The organism is Rhizobium grahamii CCGE 502, assembly GCF_000298315.2.
Taxonomy (GTDB): Bacteria; Pseudomonadota; Alphaproteobacteria; order Rhizobiales; family Rhizobiaceae; genus Rhizobium; species Rhizobium grahamii.
Window position 1 is genome coordinate 48,879 of sequence record NZ_AEYE02000015.1, and the last position, 15,436, is coordinate 64,314.

The window sequence follows — 15,436 nt, forward strand, 5'->3', positions numbered from 1 at the left end:
GCCGGTTGAAAGTCGGCCGAAAACGAGACGTCTTCGGAGGTGAATCGGCCCAACAACCAAAGCAGACAAGCTATTGTTTTTCCGATATTTTCCAGCGAAGATAAACAGGAATGTCCTAATACGGACAGACCGCCTCAAGGTGGAACATGCAAAAGTAGAAAACAACTTTTGGGAGATTCAACCTTAACGCATGGCTTTAACAGCAGCCGGCAGACGTACCGGCTGCACATGAGCGACTAGAACAGGAAATAACGCTGCGCCATCGGCAACACTGTCGCTGGCTCGCAGGTCAGCAATTCGCCGTCAGCGCGCACCTCGTAAGTCTCCGGATCGACCTCAATGTGCGGCGTCAGGCTGTTATGGACCATCGATGCCTTGGAGATGCCCCCGCGAGTGTTCTTCACCGCAACGAGACTTTTTGCGACACCCAGACGGCTCTTCAGACCGGCATCGAGCGACGCTTGCGAAACGAAAGTAACGGACGAATTCGTCCGCAACTTGCCGTGGGCGGCAAACATCGGCCGATAGTGCATCGGCTGCGGTGTCGGGATCGAAGCGTTCGGATCGCCCATCGGAGCCGCCGCAATCGAACCGCCGAGCAATACCATCTCCGGCTTGACACCGAAGAAGGCCGGATTCCACAGAACCAGATCGGCGCGCTTGCCCACTTCGACCGAACCGATCTCGTGGCTGAGACCCTGGGCGATCGCCGGGTTGATCGTGTATTTCGCGATGTAGCGGCGGATGCGGAAATTGTCGTTCTCGCCGGTCTCCTCCTTGAGGCGGCCGCGCTGACGCTTCATCTTGTCGGCCGTCTGCCAGGTGCGGATCGCGACCTCGCCGACGCGACCCATGGCTTGGCTGTCGGACGAGATGATCGAGAAGGCGCCGATATCGTGGAGGATATCTTCTGCTGCAATCGTCTCCTTGCGGATGCGGCTTTCGGCAAACGCGATATCTTCGGGGATTGACGGCGACAAGTGATGGCAAACCATCAGCATGTCGAGATGCTCGGCAACCGTGTTGACGGTATAAGGCCGCGTCGGGTTGGTCGACGAAGGAATGACGTTCGATTGGCCGCAGATCTTGATGATGTCAGGCGCATGTCCGCCGCCGGCGCCCTCCGTATGGAAAGCGTGGATCGTGCGGCCCTTAAGGGCGCCGATCGTATCCTCGACGAAGCCGCTCTCGTTCAGCGTGTCGGTGTGGATCATCACCTGGATGTCATATTCGTCGGCGACCGAAAGGCAGCAGTCAATCGCCGCCGGTGTCGTGCCCCAATCCTCGTGCAGCTTCAGCGATGACGCGCCGGCCAAGACCATTTCCTCGAGCGCCGCCGGTAGCGAGGCATTGCCCTTGCCGGCAAGTGCAAGGTTCATCGGAAAGCCGTCGAAGCTTTCGATCATCCGCTCGATATGCCAGGCACCGGTGCAGGTGGTGGCGAGCGTGCCATGGGCCGGGCCAGAACCGCCGCCCAGCATGCAGGTGACACCGGACATCAGCGCTTCCTCGATCTGCTGTGGGCAGATGTAGTGGATATGCGCGTCCATGCCGCCGGCAGTGATGATTTTGCCCTCGCCCGCAATCGCCTCGGTCGATGGGCCGACGATGATGTTGACTCCCGGCTGTGTATCAGGATTGCCAGCCTTGCCAATCGCCGCGATGCGGCCGTTCTTGAGCCCGATGTCGGCCTTCACGATCCCCGTGTGGTCGATGATCACGACATTAGTGATGACGGTGTCGACGGCACCCTGAGCCCGCGTCGCCTGGCTTTGGCCCATGCCGTCGCGGATCACCTTGCCGCCGCCGAACTTCACCTCTTCGCCGTAGGTCGTGAAGTCCTTCTCGATCTCGATGAAGAGCTCCGTGTCGGCCAGGCGCACCTTGTCGCCGGTGGTCGGGCCGAACATGCCGGCATAGGCAACGCGAGAGATCTTGTAGGGCATATGTCAGGCTCCTTGGGAGGAAGAAATGGCTGCGCTCGCCGGCAGCCGCGTGACGCGGCCAGTGGCGACATAACTATCAACAAGCTGCCGCTCAGCAGCGAAGGGATGCCATTCCCAGCCCGCATGGCCGAAACCTGCGAGATCGATGGCCGCCTCGGGAAATCTGTTCATCACCTCGGCGATTACGATCATGCCGCTGCTAGGCACGACGTAAGGCGCTGGGTGGTAGGCTGCCAGCGCCTCGTCCACGGCTTCATGAATCAGTTTGTTAACAACCACATGCGCCTTGCCAACATCGGCGCAGAACGCATTGAATTGACTCGTGTAGTCATCGCAGAAGTCATCTAGCTCGGGGTGCGACACGGCAAGCGGCGCCCGCATTTCCACGAACTTCCGCGGATCGCGCACGCTCCAGATCGCCCCGGCTTCACGCACGCCGGGATGCTCCCGCCATGTCTCAGAAGCAACCATCGCTTTGCCCGGCCGCCCGGTATTGCAGACCGCGACGACATCGGTGCGGCCTGGGCTCAACTGATAGGACCGGCATTCGTTGAAGCGGATAACGAACGCGGCATCCGCCACAGCGGCGGCGGCCTGCGCTCCGATCTCCCCGTTGCCGACGATCATGATCCTGCCAGCCACGTCAGTTTCCCATCGTCTCTGCGAGTTCTTTGAGCTGCTTGGTGCGAGCGTCGGTCAACTCGGCAATGCAGCCTGCGACGAGCATTGGTTCCATCGTGCCGCCACGCGCCTGGAAGCCGGCCGCCTCACACTCCGCATCGCGGAAATCCACCCATGCGCGCTGCGCCTTCACCAGCGCCTTTTCGGCGCCGCGCATATCGGCATCAAGATCCTTGTCGAGTGCCGCGAGAGCGGCGCGGGTGATCTTGTATTGTGCGTTCAGCGCCTTGTCGGCAGTTTCCTGACGCGCCTGTTCACACGCCGTCATGTCGGCCTGCGTGACTGGATTTTTGCAGTCCAGATCTTCGGCGTTGGCGCCGAAGGCGATGAACATCGCGACGCCGGCCGCCAGAAGATGCAAGCTCACCCGCTTCGTTTCCTCCCTGGTCATTCAGAGCTTGCCCATGACGAGTTGGCGGAAGCCGTAGACTTCGCGTTTACCGGAAAGTGGGATGAGCGTTACCGAACGCGTCTGGCCGGGCTCGAAACGAACGGCCGTCCCGGCCGGGATATCGAGCCGCATACCGCGCGCCGTCTCCCGATCGAAGGAGAGGCCAGCATTCGTTTCCGCGAAATGATAGTGGCTGCCGACCTGCACCGGCCGATCGCCGGTGTTCGAGACATCGAGCGTTACCGTCGGCGCGCCGACGTTCAGCTCGATATCGCCGCTTGCGGCGATGATTTCTCCTGGAATCATGATCTTCTCCTCACACGGCCTTGATGGGCGCGCAGCCCTCGGCCTTCAGAACGCGCTTTGTCGACGCGGGGTATTTGGCAAGCTTGGCAGCCGGACGCACCGGGCGGCGTACGAGTTCGCCGCCGCAATTCGGGCAGACTCCGCCGAGGACGTCCGCGACACAATCGGCGCAGAATGTGCACTCGAATGTGCAGATCATCGCCTCGGAGCTGTCAGGCGGCAGGTCCTTGTCGCAGCATTCGCAATTGGGGCGGAGCTCCAGCATCATGACCTCAGCGGATCGGTTCGTGGACGGTCACAAGCTTGGTGCCGTCGGGAAAGGTCGCCTCGACCTGGACGTCATGGATCATCTCCGCGATACCTTCCATGACCTGGTGACGGCCGATGACATGGGCGCCGGCTTCCATCAGTTCGGCGACCGGACGACCGTCGCGCGCGCCCTCGACCACGAAATCGGTAATCAGCGCGATCGCTTCGGGATGGTTAAGCTTGACGCCCCGCTCCAGCCGCCGCCGCGCTACCATCGCCGCCATCGAAATCAACAGCTTGTCTTTTTCTCTCGGTGTGAGGTTCATCGTGCATCCATCTGCTTGAACTAGAGATTCCAGACTTTCGGTACCGGCGCTCCGTTGCGCAAGGTCGAAATGATCGGGATCAGGATTTTTCTCAGGGCAAAACCATCGGGCGCCGAAAGGCGCACGACGAGCTTGCCGGCCCAGCTGCTGGCACCGCCCATATGGCCTTCGAGTAACGGCCGGACTGCGCCAAGGTAGGCTTCGGCTCGCGGCCCGACATACAGCACCGTTGCAAACGCGACCTTGCCTGACAGCACGGCATCGGCACCAGCAAACATTGCAACATTTCCCTGCAGCGCCAGGTCCTCGGCGTGGCAGAGCCTACCTGCTTTGCGAATACGCCAGCGATCCCGGAAGAGCCCCGTCTCGACAGCCTCCCCCATCGCCTTGCGGCCAAGCAGGATGGCCTCGACGGCCAAGAATTCGGAATCGTCATCAAGATCGACGTAGAGTCTTCGAAACAGCGATGAGCGGTCAAAAAGAATGGTTTCCTGCGGCAGCCAATCCACCCTGGCGTTTGCGCCGACAGTAATACTAGTGTTGACCTCGGCCGTTCCCGCTGACGCCTTGTAGATCTTCTCGCAGGCCTGTGTGGTGACATCGATGCGGGTGCCGGGGCCAGCCGCGACGCTCCAATTCATCCGGTCGCCACCGGTCAGGCCGCCCGCGGTATTGATGATGACGGCTTCCATCGAGGAATCGAACGTATTGGGAAGGCGGATCTTGGCCGCTCCCTCCTGATACAACTCTTGCAGGCGGGTCCGCCCGTCGAGCGTCTTCGCAGCCAGATGTCCGCGCCCCTCGGCCCTTTGCGGCCTTGTGGCCGCAGCAACGTTCATCATTCCATCCCCTTCGAGCGCGTCGCCGGCTTGTCCCAATGTTTCTCCTGGCGCCGGCCAGCGATTGACGGCAAGCAATTCCCGTGCCGTGCCAAGTTGCAGTGCGATCCGGCGCTATGACGCTAGTACTCGTCCTCAACTGCCGACAAAAGCGGCATGTGCCCAATGGAGCGGCGCAGCCCCAAGCCATAAGACGGCATCTCCGATCGCCAACTGTCGCGCAAGACTTAGTGATAAAGATTTGAAGGAAGTTGCATTGATCCGCAGGGCGACAGAGCAGGACATCGCCCGGATTGTCGAGAGCCGCGCCGGCGTTTCCGAGAACGCCCTGTCCGATCCATCCAAGGTTACGCTTGAAGACGTCCGTTGGTTGATCGTCAATCCCGGCATCTTTGTCTGGGAGGATGAAAGCGGTACTTGCGGCTTCTCCGCCGCGGACACTCGCAACGGCTCAATCTGGGCACTGTTCGTGGATGAGCGGCACTGCAACCGTGGCATCGGACGCGCCCTACTCGAGCGCGCCTCCACAACAGTGAAATCGGCCGGCTTCGACAGCATCTGGCTAACGACGGATCCAGCAACGAGAGCGGAGTGGCTTTACCGCCGCGCCGGGTGGCGCTTGATCGGCAACCAAGAAGGCGAATTGCACTTTGAACGGAGTCTCTAACCCTGAACCTTCAGTCAGACAAAGACGCTAGGCAACGCGATCCGGCGGCTCTTTGCCTTCGAAGAAGGCGGTGATGTTCTCCACAACCTTCATTCCCATGGCCGTGCGGGTTTCCTCCGTTGCGCTTCCGAGATGTGGCAGCAGGACGACATTCTCCAGGGCTCTCAGCGCCTCCGATACGTCAGGCTCGGCTGCATAGACGTCGAGCCCGGCGCCGCGGATGACACCGTCTTTTAAGGCGGCGATCAACGCCGCTTCATCGACGACATCGCCGCGAGCCGTGTTGATGAGGAACGCGCCGGGCTTCATCGAGGCCAACCGGGTAGCATTCATCAGATGCCTATTCTCCGCGCCGCCAGGGCAATGCAAGGAAACGAAATCGGAGAGCGCCAACATATCCTCAACCGTCGGCAATTGTCGCGCGCCGCAGCGCGCCGCTTCCGTCGGATCGACAGGCGACCGATTGAAGAAGACGACATCCATACCGAAGCCGAAATGGCAACGCTGCGCGAACGCCTTGCCGATGCGCCCGAAACCGATGATGCCGACGGTCTTGCCGGTAACCTTCGTCCCGATCATGTGCGTCGGGCACCAACCCTGCCACTCGCCGGCGCGGACCTGACGCTCACCTTCGCCGCCCCGTCGGGCGACGGTGAGAAGCAGGAGCATGGCGATATCGGCCGTGCAGTCTGTCAGCACGCCGGGCGTGTTCGTCACCACGATCCCTCGCGCCTTCGCGGCATCTACGTCGATGTGATTGTAGCCGACCCCGAAATTCCCCAGGATGCGGGCACGTGGCGTCACACTATCAAAGACGGCAGCCGGCAGCCGGTCGGAGACCGTCGGCAGGACGGCGTCGTACGCACCAAGCGCATCGCTCAGTGCCTCCCCCCTCATGGCGATATCATCCGCATTCAGCGTCGTGTCAAAACGGTCCGAGAGGATCTTTTCTACCGCTGCGGGCCAGCGACGCGTGACGAGAATGCGTGGTTTGGACATGAGAACCGTTCCGATTGCCGTGATTGACTTCCTACCCAGTAGCGCAAAAGAACGCCAAGGGCCAAACGGAAGAAGCCCGGTCTTGCGACCGGGCTTCCAAAATCCGCACAAGCGGGGATGAACCCTTACTTGGCTTCCTGCGGGAAGTAGCTGTACTTGCCGTCCGGACCCTTCTTCCACTCGTACATGATGTAGCCGGGAAGCTTCGGGTCGCCCTTTTCGTCGAACGACATGTCGCCGAGAACGGTCGGGAACGGACCCTTTGCCTTCATTGCAGCAGCAACGGCTTCAGCGTCGTTGGATCCGGCAGCCTTTGCGCCACCCGCGATCGACTGCAGAGCAGCGTAGGAGTAGAGCGTGTAAGCTTCCGGGTTGAAGCCAGCAGCCTTGAACTTCGCAACGAGGTCCTTGTTAGCCGGGTTCAGCGTCGGATCGGGGCCGAAGGTGTTTAGCGTACCGGCGACTGCGTCGCCAGCGATCGATGCCAGTTCGTTCGAAACGATGCCATCACCGGAAACCAGCGTAGCCTTGAGGCCCTGGTCGGCAGCCTGACGGATGATCAGACCAGCTTCGGTGTGAAGGCCACCCCAGTAGATGATCGAAACGCCGGCTTCCTTCATCTTGGCGATGAGGGCCGAGAAGTCCTTGTCACCAACGTTGATGCCTTCGTAGACGACTTCGGTAACGCCAGCAGCGTTCAGAGACTTCTTGGTTTCGTCAGCGAGACCCTGGCCGTAAGGCGTCTTGTCGTGAACGACAGCGATCTTGGCGTCCTTGAAGTGGTCAGCAAGATACTTGCCGGCGATTGCACCCTGCTGGTCGTCACGGCCGCAAGTACGGAACGTGTTCCAGAGACCGCGCTCGGTGAACTTCGGGTTCGTAGCAGCCGGAGTGATTTCGAGCATGCCGTTTTCAGCGTAAACTTCGGAAGCCGGGATCGAAACGCCCGAGTTGAAGTGGCCGATAACGAACTTGACGCCGTCAGCAGCGAACTTGTTCGCAACCGAGATGCCCTGCTTCGGGTCGGAGACGTCGTCGCCGAGTACGACCTTGATCTGCTCGCCGTTGATGCCGCCGGCAGCGTTGATGTCAGCGGCCGCCTGCTCTGCGCCCTTCTGGAGCTGAGCCCCGAACGCAGCGTTCGGGCCGGTCAGCGGACCAGCAACGCCAACGATGATGTCGGCCCATGCGTTGCCGCTGAAGGCGACCATCGCCGTCAGAGCTACAGCCGACAGGAGAGACTTTTTCATTCTATTACTCCCAATTTTTTAGCGGGTTCTGTTCCACCACCCAGCGCATTACCCACTTTACTGCGCCAGGAAACTTGTTCCACTCGAAGGGGCAATCTGTCCCTAGATTCAACCGGCTGTCAATGTTTTGCCTTCCAGGAGAAGGGGGACGTCTTTTCGTATAGCCAGTAGTAGTTGTTGACCATCTGGTTGGTCCGACGATAGCGATAGCCGGCCGTCGAGAAGATCGAGAGAAGGACGAGGTCGATCACGTAGTAAAAGACGCTGAGGACCGGTCCATCAAACAGTGCGTGATGCAGAAACTGCATCGCAGCGGCGAGCAGAACCGTGTAGGCGATCACCAGCGGATAGTCGCTCCAGCTGTCCGCCGCAGCCTTGCCTGCTCGCCAGGCGGTCCAGAATCCGATCAGCACGACGAAAAGCCGAATGGCGCTGCGAACGCCGGTATCGCCCTCAAAGAAAAGTCCCTGCATATCAAAGTCTCCCCTTCGTCATGCTCAATGCCGTCCGCCTTCGAGATAGGCGGCACGCACTTCCGGATTTGCCAGCAGTTCAGCGCCGGAACCGCTCATCGTCACCTTGCCGTTGACCATGACGTACGCACGGTCGGACAGGCGCAGCGCTGCGAAGGCGTTCTGTTCCACGAGGAAGACGGTAAGCCCCTCCTCCTTGTTCAACTTCTTGATCGCCTCGAAAATGCCCTTGACGATCAGCGGCGCGAGACCGAGCGACGGTTCGTCGAGAAGCAGCAGCTTCGGACGGGCCATCAGCGCGCGACCGATCGAGAGCATCTGCTGCTCGCCGCCAGACAGCGTGCCGCCGCGCTGGGTCTGGCGCTCCTTCAACCGCGGGAACATCGTAAAGACCTTTTCGACGTCCTCGTTGAAGTACTTCAGGTTATCCAGGCCGGCACCCATCTGGAGGTTTTCCATGACGGTCATGCGCGGGAATATCCGACGTCCTTCGGGCGACTGCGCGATGCGAAGCCGGGCGATCTCGTGCGTCGGCATACGCGTGATGTCACGACCGTCGAAAACCACCGAACCGTTGCGCGCCTGCGGGCTGCCGCAAATTGTCATCATCAACGTCGACTTGCCGGCACCGTTGGCGCCGATCAAGCTGACGATCTCGCCCCGATGGACTTCGACATCGATTCCGGCCAGAGCCCGAATGTTGCCGTAATAGGTCTCGACGCCCTGGACTTTGAGAAGTGGCTGACCAGTCATCAGTGCGAGCCTCCTTCGAGGTTCTCTACGGCTGCAATCACTTCTTCCACTTCCTCGTCTTCGACGCCGAGATAGGCTGCGATAACCTTCGGGTCATTCTTCACCTCATCAGGCGTGCCGTCGGAGATCTTCTGGCCATATTCCAGAACGACGACATGGTCGGAAATTTCCATGACCACCGACATATCGTGTTCGATCAGAAGGATCGACGTGCCGCTGTCGGTACGAATGCTGCGCAGCAGCGCATTCAGCGCTGCCGACTCTCTTGGATTGAGGCCAGCGGCAGGCTCGTCCAGGCACAGAAGCTCTGGTTCTGTGCACATGGCGCGCGCGATCTCAAGCCGGCGCTGTGCGCCGTAGGGCAGATCACCAGCCGGGTCATCGGCGCGATCCATCAGATCGGCCTTCTCAAGCCAGTGGCGCGCCAGTTCGATGGCATTCTTCGCCTCGGCCCGATACGGTCCGATGCCCACCAGCCCCATCACCGTGTAGCCGGACGCCTTCATCAACTTGTTGTGTTGGGCGACGAGCAGGTTTTCGAGAACGGTCAGGCCGGAAAACAGCCGGATGTTCTGGAAGGTACGGGCAACCCTAGCCTCTTTGGTGATCCGGAAGTCCGGAAGGCGTTCAAGCAGGAACTCCTTGCCGCTCTTCTGCTTCAACGTGATCATCCCCATCGTCGGCTTGTAGAAGCCGGTGATGCAGTTGAAGACCGTCGTCTTGCCGGCGCCGTTCGGTCCGATGAGCGCGGTAATGTCGCCGCGCTTGGCTTCGAACGAAAAGTCGTTGATCGCCATCAGGCCGCCGAACTTCATCGACAGGTGCTCGACCTTGAGCAAAGTATCGCTGGTCATGTTTGTTTCCTGAGGGCTCATCAACCGTGGCCCTCCTTGGTAAAGCTGCCGGAAACTGCCTTGCGCTCCTTGAGGAAGGCCGTCGGTTCACGCGATCCCACGAAGCCACGCGGCTTGATCAACATCACAACGACCATCGCCAGACCGAACAACAGCATGCGGTAGAGCTCAGGCGTGAAGTCCGGTCCGAAAATCATCTTTAGGAAAGCCATCTCACGCAGCAATTCCGTGCCGCCAACCATGACGATTGCCGCAATCGCAATGCCCGTCAGCGACCCCATGCCGCCGAGAACGACGATGGCGAGAATGACCGCCGATTCCAGGAAGACGAACGATTCCGGAGAAACAAAACCTTGGCGAGCAGCAAAGAACGAGCCGGCGAAACCACCGAACATCGCACCCGTCGCGAAGGCGGTGAGTTTCGTTGTCACGGTATTGATCCCGAGCGAGCGGCAGGCAATTTCGTCTTCGCGCATGGCCTCCCACGCACGGCCGATCGGCATCCGGCGCAGGCGGATCGTCACATAGGCGGTCAGCATGCAAAGCGCCAAAATCAGGTAGAAAAGGAAGATCTTGTAGTAGGCCGATGACATTGGCAGGTGGAAGAGCTTGGCAAAGCCGCCGGCACTTGCATCGAACGGAATGCCGAAAAGCGTCGCCTTCGGAATGCCCGAGATCCCAAACGTCCCCTTGGTGAGATCCGTCCAGTTGATGATCACCAGGCGAATGATTTCACCGAAAGCCAGCGTTACGATCGCGAGATAGTCACCACGCAGTCGTAGGACCGGGAAGCCCAGAATGACACCCCACAGTGCAGCCAAAATACCGGACAGAGGCAGCAGCACCCAGAACGAGAGGCCGAAATAGCTGGATAGAAGCGCGTAAGAATACGCCCCAATCGCGTAGAAGGCGACGTAACCGAGATCGAGCAGGCCGGCGAGACCGACGACGATGTTCAATCCCCAGGCCAGCATCACGTAGATCAGGATCTGGATACCAAAGTTATCCACCCACTTCAGCGAGCCCTGTGGACCGGCAACGGCATAGATAAACACCGGATAGAGCAGCAGCGCGATGAGCGCGATCTTCAAGAAGTGCGTGTGAAAAAAGCCCTTCTCGGTCGAGATATCAAGCTCGCCGCTACGAGCCTTCGCCAACTTGCGGGCATCGAGATGTGGCCTCAAGAAAACCACCGTCAAGAAACGACCGACGGCAGCAATTGCCACGAAGATGGCCAGGAGGCCCCAGCGCTGAACGATGATGAGTTCGTTGCTGATGTTCTGGTCGGTCTTCAGACCGACGTAGAGCACGAACATGCCGAACGAGATGAGAGCCGCGAACAGAGCTTCTTTAATACCCTTCTGAACAAGTCCGGCGTTTGCGGACTTGTCAGCGGAACGTACAGCATTTTCCATGACGTTATACCTTCTCGACTTCCGGCCGGCCCAGGATACCTGTCGGCTTGAAGATCAGCACGAAAGCGAGGATGGCGAATGTCGCCACATCCTTGTACGCGATGGTGAAGTAAGCCGACCACAGCGACTCGATGAGACCGATCATCAGCCCGCCGAGAACAGCACCCGGCAAGGAGCCGATGCCGCCAAGAACAGCCGCGGTGAACGCCTTCACACCCGGTACGAAGCCGTCGTTGAAGTTCACGACACCATAATACATCAGATACATCGTACCTGCGACGGCAGCGAGCGCCGCACCCATGATGAAGGTAACGGAAATCGTCTGGTCGACATTGACGCCCAGCAGCGCTGCCATCTTGCGGTCCTGCTCGGTTGCGCGTTGGGCGCGCCCGAGGGACGTGTGATTGACGAGATACCAGAACACCGTCAGCAGCACGACCGTGATGAGGATGATTACGATCTGCTTCAGCGAAATCGAAATCCCCGCAACGTTGTAAACGGTGCTGACCAGCGGCGGGATCGGCTTGTTGCGCGGACCTTGCGTCACCTGAATGAAGTTCGACAGCGTGATCGACATGCCGATCGCGGTGATCAGAGGCGCGAGGCGGAAGGATCCACGCAGCGGACGATACGCAACACGCTCGATCGTCCAGTTCCACAAGCTCGTCATCAGCATCGCAATGAGCAGCATTACCAACAGCAGAACCGCTACCGGAAGGCCCGCGAACATGGATGTGAGAACGAGAAAGACAATAAGGCCGGCAAAGCCGCCGAGCATGAAGATATCGCCGTGGGCGAAGTTGATCATGCCGATAATGCCGTAAACCATCGTATAGCCAATAGCCACAAGGCCATAGATGGATCCAAGAGTCAGCCCATTAACGAGCTGCTGGACAAAATATTCCATATGTCATTTCCCCTGGATGCAAGCCAGTTCAGCCAGCATCTCTTGTTATTAGAGCCTTAAATGAGCCCTTGATTAAGGATTTCATACCGCTTTCAAACCAAAAGGGAAGTGCAAAATCGCAAAGCCCCAAAGTTCTTTGCCGTTTTGGTGAAAATGACTTTTTTGCGGTCAGGAATTCGCTTTTTTTAGCATGCTAAGCCTAAGAAAGCGCTTTTTGACTTTAAACGGCACAAGCAACCGAAATTTTTCGCTCTGGCGCCAGGCGATGCAGCATATGAAGACGACCGCAGAGATTCTTTTCCGGGACCGCTGCGCGCATTTGATACATGATTGCATGCATTCGACCGCAACCCGTTGCGCTGATACGATTCACATCGTCGAGGGAATTCCCTATATAAGAAAAGGCGCTTGAGATGAGCGCAGTGCGGAAAATCCGGAAGGCGAGCAATGCTCGAAACATTTGAGCGCGCCGCTCTCGAAGCGGGCAAGGTAATTATGCAAGTCTATCTGGAGGGATGCCCGTCCGCCAGGAAAGCAGACAACAGCCCGGTCACCATCGCCGACGAGCGCGCCGAGCGCATCATCATTACACAGCTTGAAGCAGCCTTCCCCGATACCCCGATCATTGCGGAAGAGTCGGTGGCCGCCGGCAACGTTCCCGCGATCGGCGCGTCTTTCTTCCTTGTGGATCCGCTCGACGGTACACGCGAGTTCATCGACAAGCGGCGCGAGTTCACGGTGAACATCGCCTACATCAGAGACGGGCGCCCCCTCGCCGGGATCGTCTATGCGCCTGCCCTCGGCATCGCGTTTTCTGCAGAGAACGACAAGGCCGAGAAGCTGCTTGTCAACGAGCATTTTCAAGTGATCCGGCGAACCGCCATCCGTGTGCGACCGCAACCGGCCGACCGGACGGCTTTGGCGAGCCGATCGCACAATAGCCCTGAGACGGATGTGTTTCTAAGCGCGAATGCGATCTCCCGCTGTACGAACATCGGTTCATCGCTAAAGTTCTGCATGCTGGCTGAAGGGCTGGCCGACGTCTATCCGCGTTTCACGCGCACGATGGAGTGGGATACGGCCGCCGGCGACGCCGTGCTGCGCGCCGCGGGCGGCTCGACCGTAACGCTGGATGGACTGCCGCTCACCTATGGCAAGACGTCACAGCCGCATGACAGCGACTTCGCCAACCCGAATTTCATCTCCTGGGGCGGCGCGAGGTCCGCGATCGAGCGGGCATAACCTTTTCGAAAAGACACGGAAAATCAGCGAAACGGGCCTTCCACCGTCCACGCCCCGTTAGCGGCATCTAGGATTTTCGGCGAAATGAAGCCGCGCCGGGCGCAAGTTCCGGCCAATCCGGGAGCCGCAAACCGTGTCTGACCAAACCAACAATCTCGCCCTGCCCTATATCCTACCATCCCAGGCGCAAAAGCACGTTACCCACAACGAAGCGCTGCAGCGTCTCGATGCCATTGTCCAACTGAGCGTCGCCGGAGAATCCTCCCTTCCGCCATCCGACGTCTCCGAAGGACAATGTTACCTCGTCTCTGAAGGCGCCGGCGGTGCTTGGTCCGGCCGGGACGGAATGCTGGCACTCCGCCAGGACGCCGCCTGGATCTATATCGAGCCGAGGCCGGGCTGGCGTGCCTTCTTCATGGCGCAGGGCCAACTCCGCGCATTCAGCACTGACGGGTGGCATGCGATAACACTGGATAGCGATAATTCTCTACCGATGGTCGGCATCAATACCTCGCCGGATGCCTTCAACCGCCTCTCAGTGGCGTCCGACGCAAGCCTCTTCAGTCACTCGGGCCATGGGCACCAATTGAAAGTCAACAAGCTCGCCTCCGGCGAGACGGGAACGCTGCTCTTCCAGACGGCATGGTCCGGCCGGGCGGAACTAGGCCTCGCCGGCAACGACGATTTCTCGATCAAGATCAGCGGCAACGGCAGCGATTGGCTGACGGCTCTGACAATTTCGCCGCGAGGGATTGTGCGAACGCCAGCCAGACCCGCCGCGCGCGTCTCCTTGACTGCGGGGACATCCATGCCGGCATCCGGCAGCCGAACCGGCTTCGATGAACTCCATCTGCTGCAAGGCGGCTTCACGCTTGGGCCGGTCATCTCACCCGGCATTGGCAACCGCCTGCTCATCCCCGAGACCGGCCTATATCTCCTGCTGCTCACAGCAAGCACGCTGTCCTCGTCCGGACATGAGGCCGTCCTCGAGGCAAATGGCACGGTGGCGCTGGCCGCCGCTGTCGGTCCTGCTTCGACCGGCGCGGCACGTCATGCTGCCTGCACTTTAGCATCGCTGAATGAGGGAGACTCGCTGGCGCTGCTGCACCACGGCAGCGCGCAGTATGAGTTCGGATCTGCGAAAACCGAGCTTTCGGTCGTGATGCTTTAGATCGGCAGCGCCTAGAGCAATCTGTAGCGAAATGCGCGGGCAATGGCCTGCATGCGATTGACGGAATTGAGCTTCCGCATCGCGCTCTTCAAGTAACCAACCACCGTATGCGCGGAGAGATCAAGGATGATCGCGATCTCTTCGCTGCTCTTTCCAGCGGCCGACCAACGCAAGCATTCGATTTCGCGACTGCTGAGGCTTTCCGCGGGCTGCTCTACAGGGGTCTGATGGCCGAGTTGCTGCAGGAGTTCCATCGCGCGGAAGACCAGCCTCATCGCCTCATCGCGAGCAGGTGACTCGCGCTCACCCGAAAATGCGAACACATAGTGGCGCAGGTGCACATCATGCAGCGCAAAGGCAAATGTATTTATCAAGCCATATCTTTTGAAGATGGTCGCCAGGAGCTGGCTGCCCTGGTTGGTCGCCGCACTCTCGAAGGCCGCAATGTCATGGAAGACCGGCATCGTCGTCGTCTTCAGAGCTGCAAGAAGCTTGCAGCAGTAGAAGAAATCAACCTCTTCGTAGACATCAAGTAGCTCTTGCGGCCAGTTGCTTGCCAGATGGTTGCTGAGGAAGCCGCTGCGGTCGCCGCGTGGAAATTCCGCCAGCAAGTAGTGGTTGAAGTCTGCCTCGCTCGCCATCTCGGCCATGCCATCGCCGAAACGGTGTGCAGTCATATTCTGCCCAGATACGATCCGCGAAAAAACAGCATTCTCCGCGCCATCGCGAATGGCGCGCCCTTGTTTCTTCATTCTCTTGTCCCTCGGCGGCTCGCTCCGACCCAGTTGCTTCGTTTGCCGACCATAAAAAGGCCGCGCGGCACCGAGCGAAAAGCAACGGCCTCGTATCAAAAGGACACGAAGCAAACAGCCTTAGTCATTCCAGGCGCCACAAGAAGTACGGAGACGGGACCTTGCGCTCACAACTATGTTGCGGCGCTTATAAATTAGCGAATATCAATTGCACA

The 15,436-nt window shown here is 59.4% G+C and carries 18 protein-coding genes; 3 read left to right on the plus strand and 15 right to left on the minus strand.

All coding sequences use genetic code 11. The annotated features are described in order from the left end of the window. Positions 1-236: 236 nt before the first annotated feature. Genes ureC through RGCCGE502_RS14490 form a run of 7 tightly spaced genes read right to left on the minus strand, consistent with a single transcriptional unit; the run spans position 237 to position 4,741 of the window. A complete protein-coding gene (gene ureC / locus RGCCGE502_RS14460) occupies positions 237-1,946 on the minus strand; it encodes an urease subunit alpha (protein WP_016554915.1) in 1,710 nt (569 codons plus the stop codon). Between the two features lie 3 nt (positions 1,947-1,949). Beyond that, positions 1,950-2,573 (minus strand): hypothetical protein, encoded by a 624-nt coding sequence (locus RGCCGE502_RS14465; protein WP_016554916.1) that lies wholly within the window; start codon positions 2,571-2,573, stop codon positions 1,950-1,952. 16 nt (positions 2,574-2,589) lie between these two features. Then, positions 2,590-2,961: a lysozyme inhibitor LprI family protein gene (locus RGCCGE502_RS14470; RefSeq protein ID WP_439332342.1), complete on the minus strand. Its 372-nt coding sequence runs from the start codon at positions 2,959-2,961 to the stop codon at positions 2,590-2,592. Positions 2,962-3,018: 57 nt separating this feature from the next. Continuing rightward, positions 3,019-3,324 carry an urease subunit beta gene (locus RGCCGE502_RS14475; protein WP_016554918.1) on the minus strand — a complete coding sequence of 102 codons (306 nt, stop codon included), beginning with the start codon at positions 3,322-3,324 and terminating at the stop codon, positions 3,019-3,021. A gap of 10 nt (positions 3,325-3,334) precedes the next feature. Beyond that, entirely contained in the window at positions 3,335-3,589 is a 255-nt protein-coding gene (locus RGCCGE502_RS14480; protein WP_016554919.1) for a DUF1272 domain-containing protein, read from the minus strand. Between the two features lie 7 nt (positions 3,590-3,596). Beyond that, entirely contained in the window at positions 3,597-3,899 is a 303-nt protein-coding gene (locus RGCCGE502_RS14485) for an urease subunit gamma (protein WP_007533656.1), read from the minus strand. A gap of 20 nt (positions 3,900-3,919) precedes the next feature. Next, positions 3,920-4,741 (minus strand): urease accessory protein UreD, encoded by an 822-nt coding sequence (locus RGCCGE502_RS14490; protein WP_040674659.1) that lies wholly within the window; start codon positions 4,739-4,741, stop codon positions 3,920-3,922. Positions 4,742-4,994: 253 nt separating this feature from the next. On the opposite strand from RGCCGE502_RS14490, the gene RGCCGE502_RS14495 reads away from it, so the two are divergent. Further along, the gene (locus RGCCGE502_RS14495) at positions 4,995-5,405 is read left to right on the plus strand and encodes a GNAT family N-acetyltransferase (protein WP_016554921.1); all 411 of its coding nucleotides are present in this window, start codon (positions 4,995-4,997) and stop codon (positions 5,403-5,405) included. A 27-nt stretch (positions 5,406-5,432) separates the two neighbouring features. Here RGCCGE502_RS14495 and RGCCGE502_RS14500 read toward each other — a convergent pair whose 3' ends face one another. From RGCCGE502_RS14500 to RGCCGE502_RS14530, 7 genes are all read right to left on the minus strand, one after another. After that, positions 5,433-6,404, minus strand: coding sequence for a 2-hydroxyacid dehydrogenase (locus RGCCGE502_RS14500; RefSeq protein ID WP_016554922.1), 972 nt, complete (start codon positions 6,402-6,404; stop codon positions 5,433-5,435). Positions 6,405-6,529: 125 nt separating this feature from the next. Next, positions 6,530-7,654 (minus strand): branched-chain amino acid ABC transporter substrate-binding protein, encoded by a 1,125-nt coding sequence (locus tag RGCCGE502_RS14505; RefSeq protein ID WP_016554923.1) that lies wholly within the window; start codon positions 7,652-7,654, stop codon positions 6,530-6,532. Between the two features lie 119 nt (positions 7,655-7,773). Beyond that, entirely contained in the window at positions 7,774-8,127 is a 354-nt protein-coding gene (locus RGCCGE502_RS14510; protein ID WP_016554924.1) for a DUF6867 family protein, read from the minus strand. Between the two features lie 24 nt (positions 8,128-8,151). Continuing rightward, entirely contained in the window at positions 8,152-8,880 is a 729-nt protein-coding gene (locus tag RGCCGE502_RS14515) for an ABC transporter ATP-binding protein (RefSeq protein WP_016554925.1), read from the minus strand. Further along, entirely contained in the window at positions 8,880-9,755 is an 876-nt protein-coding gene (locus tag RGCCGE502_RS14520; RefSeq protein WP_016554926.1) for an ABC transporter ATP-binding protein, read from the minus strand. The genes RGCCGE502_RS14515 and RGCCGE502_RS14520 overlap by 1 nt, the downstream gene beginning before the upstream one ends. Further along, positions 9,755-11,149 (minus strand): high-affinity branched-chain amino acid ABC transporter permease LivM, encoded by a 1,395-nt coding sequence (gene livM, locus RGCCGE502_RS14525; RefSeq protein WP_016554927.1) that lies wholly within the window; start codon positions 11,147-11,149, stop codon positions 9,755-9,757. Before livM ends, RGCCGE502_RS14520 begins: the two co-directional genes overlap by 1 nt. A 4-nt stretch (positions 11,150-11,153) precedes the next feature. Further along, positions 11,154-12,056: a branched-chain amino acid ABC transporter permease gene (locus RGCCGE502_RS14530; protein ID WP_016554928.1), complete on the minus strand. Its 903-nt coding sequence runs from the start codon at positions 12,054-12,056 to the stop codon at positions 11,154-11,156. A 447-nt stretch (positions 12,057-12,503) separates the two neighbouring features. Here RGCCGE502_RS14530 and cysQ point away from each other — a divergent pair, with 447 nt between their 5' ends. Together cysQ and RGCCGE502_RS14545 are read left to right on the plus strand one after the other, a co-directional pair. After that, complete coding sequence (cysQ, locus tag RGCCGE502_RS14540) at positions 12,504-13,298, plus strand: 3'(2'),5'-bisphosphate nucleotidase CysQ (RefSeq protein ID WP_016554929.1); 795 nt, start codon at positions 12,504-12,506, stop codon at positions 13,296-13,298. A 133-nt stretch (positions 13,299-13,431) separates the two neighbouring features. Further along, complete coding sequence (locus RGCCGE502_RS14545) at positions 13,432-14,469, plus strand: DUF2793 domain-containing protein (protein WP_016554930.1); 1,038 nt, start codon at positions 13,432-13,434, stop codon at positions 14,467-14,469. Positions 14,470-14,480: 11 nt separating this feature from the next. On the opposite strand, the gene RGCCGE502_RS14550 is transcribed toward RGCCGE502_RS14545, so the two are convergent. Continuing rightward, positions 14,481-15,221 carry a helix-turn-helix transcriptional regulator gene (locus RGCCGE502_RS14550; protein ID WP_016554931.1) on the minus strand — a complete coding sequence of 247 codons (741 nt, stop codon included), beginning with the start codon at positions 15,219-15,221 and terminating at the stop codon, positions 14,481-14,483. Positions 15,222-15,436 lie beyond the last annotated feature (215 nt).

What these genes read in the sequence shown, in the direction of transcription:
- ureC (WP_016554915.1), bottom strand. Translation starts at nt 1,946, where the DNA reads ATGCCCTACAAGATCTCTCGCGTTGCCTATGCCGGCATGTTCGGCCCG.
- RGCCGE502_RS14465 (WP_016554916.1), bottom strand. Translation starts at nt 2,573, where the DNA reads ATGATCGTCGGCAACGGGGAGATCGGAGCGCAGGCCGCCGCCGCTGTG.
- RGCCGE502_RS14470 (WP_439332342.1), bottom strand. Translation starts at nt 2,961, where the DNA reads ATGTTCATCGCCTTCGGCGCCAACGCCGAAGATCTGGACTGCAAAAAT.
- RGCCGE502_RS14475 (WP_016554918.1), bottom strand. Translation starts at nt 3,324, where the DNA reads ATGATTCCAGGAGAAATCATCGCCGCAAGCGGCGATATCGAGCTGAAC.
- RGCCGE502_RS14480 (WP_016554919.1), bottom strand. Translation starts at nt 3,589, where the DNA reads ATGCTGGAGCTCCGCCCCAATTGCGAATGCTGCGACAAGGACCTGCCG.
- RGCCGE502_RS14485 (WP_007533656.1), bottom strand. Translation starts at nt 3,899, where the DNA reads ATGAACCTCACACCGAGAGAAAAAGACAAGCTGTTGATTTCGATGGCG.
- RGCCGE502_RS14490 (WP_040674659.1), bottom strand. Translation starts at nt 4,741, where the DNA reads ATGATGAACGTTGCTGCGGCCACAAGGCCGCAAAGGGCCGAGGGGCGC.
- RGCCGE502_RS14500 (WP_016554922.1), bottom strand. Translation starts at nt 6,404, where the DNA reads ATGTCCAAACCACGCATTCTCGTCACGCGTCGCTGGCCCGCAGCGGTA.
- RGCCGE502_RS14505 (WP_016554923.1), bottom strand. Translation starts at nt 7,654, where the DNA reads ATGAAAAAGTCTCTCCTGTCGGCTGTAGCTCTGACGGCGATGGTCGCC.
- RGCCGE502_RS14510 (WP_016554924.1), bottom strand. Translation starts at nt 8,127, where the DNA reads ATGCAGGGACTTTTCTTTGAGGGCGATACCGGCGTTCGCAGCGCCATT.
- RGCCGE502_RS14515 (WP_016554925.1), bottom strand. Translation starts at nt 8,880, where the DNA reads ATGACTGGTCAGCCACTTCTCAAAGTCCAGGGCGTCGAGACCTATTAC.
- RGCCGE502_RS14520 (WP_016554926.1), bottom strand. Translation starts at nt 9,755, where the DNA reads ATGAGCCCTCAGGAAACAAACATGACCAGCGATACTTTGCTCAAGGTC.
- livM (WP_016554927.1), bottom strand. Translation starts at nt 11,149, where the DNA reads ATGGAAAATGCTGTACGTTCCGCTGACAAGTCCGCAAACGCCGGACTT.
- RGCCGE502_RS14530 (WP_016554928.1), bottom strand. Translation starts at nt 12,056, where the DNA reads ATGGAATATTTTGTCCAGCAGCTCGTTAATGGGCTGACTCTTGGATCC.
- cysQ (WP_016554929.1), top strand. Translation starts at nt 12,504, where the DNA reads ATGCTCGAAACATTTGAGCGCGCCGCTCTCGAAGCGGGCAAGGTAATT.
- RGCCGE502_RS14550 (WP_016554931.1), bottom strand. Translation starts at nt 15,221, where the DNA reads ATGAAGAAACAAGGGCGCGCCATTCGCGATGGCGCGGAGAATGCTGTT.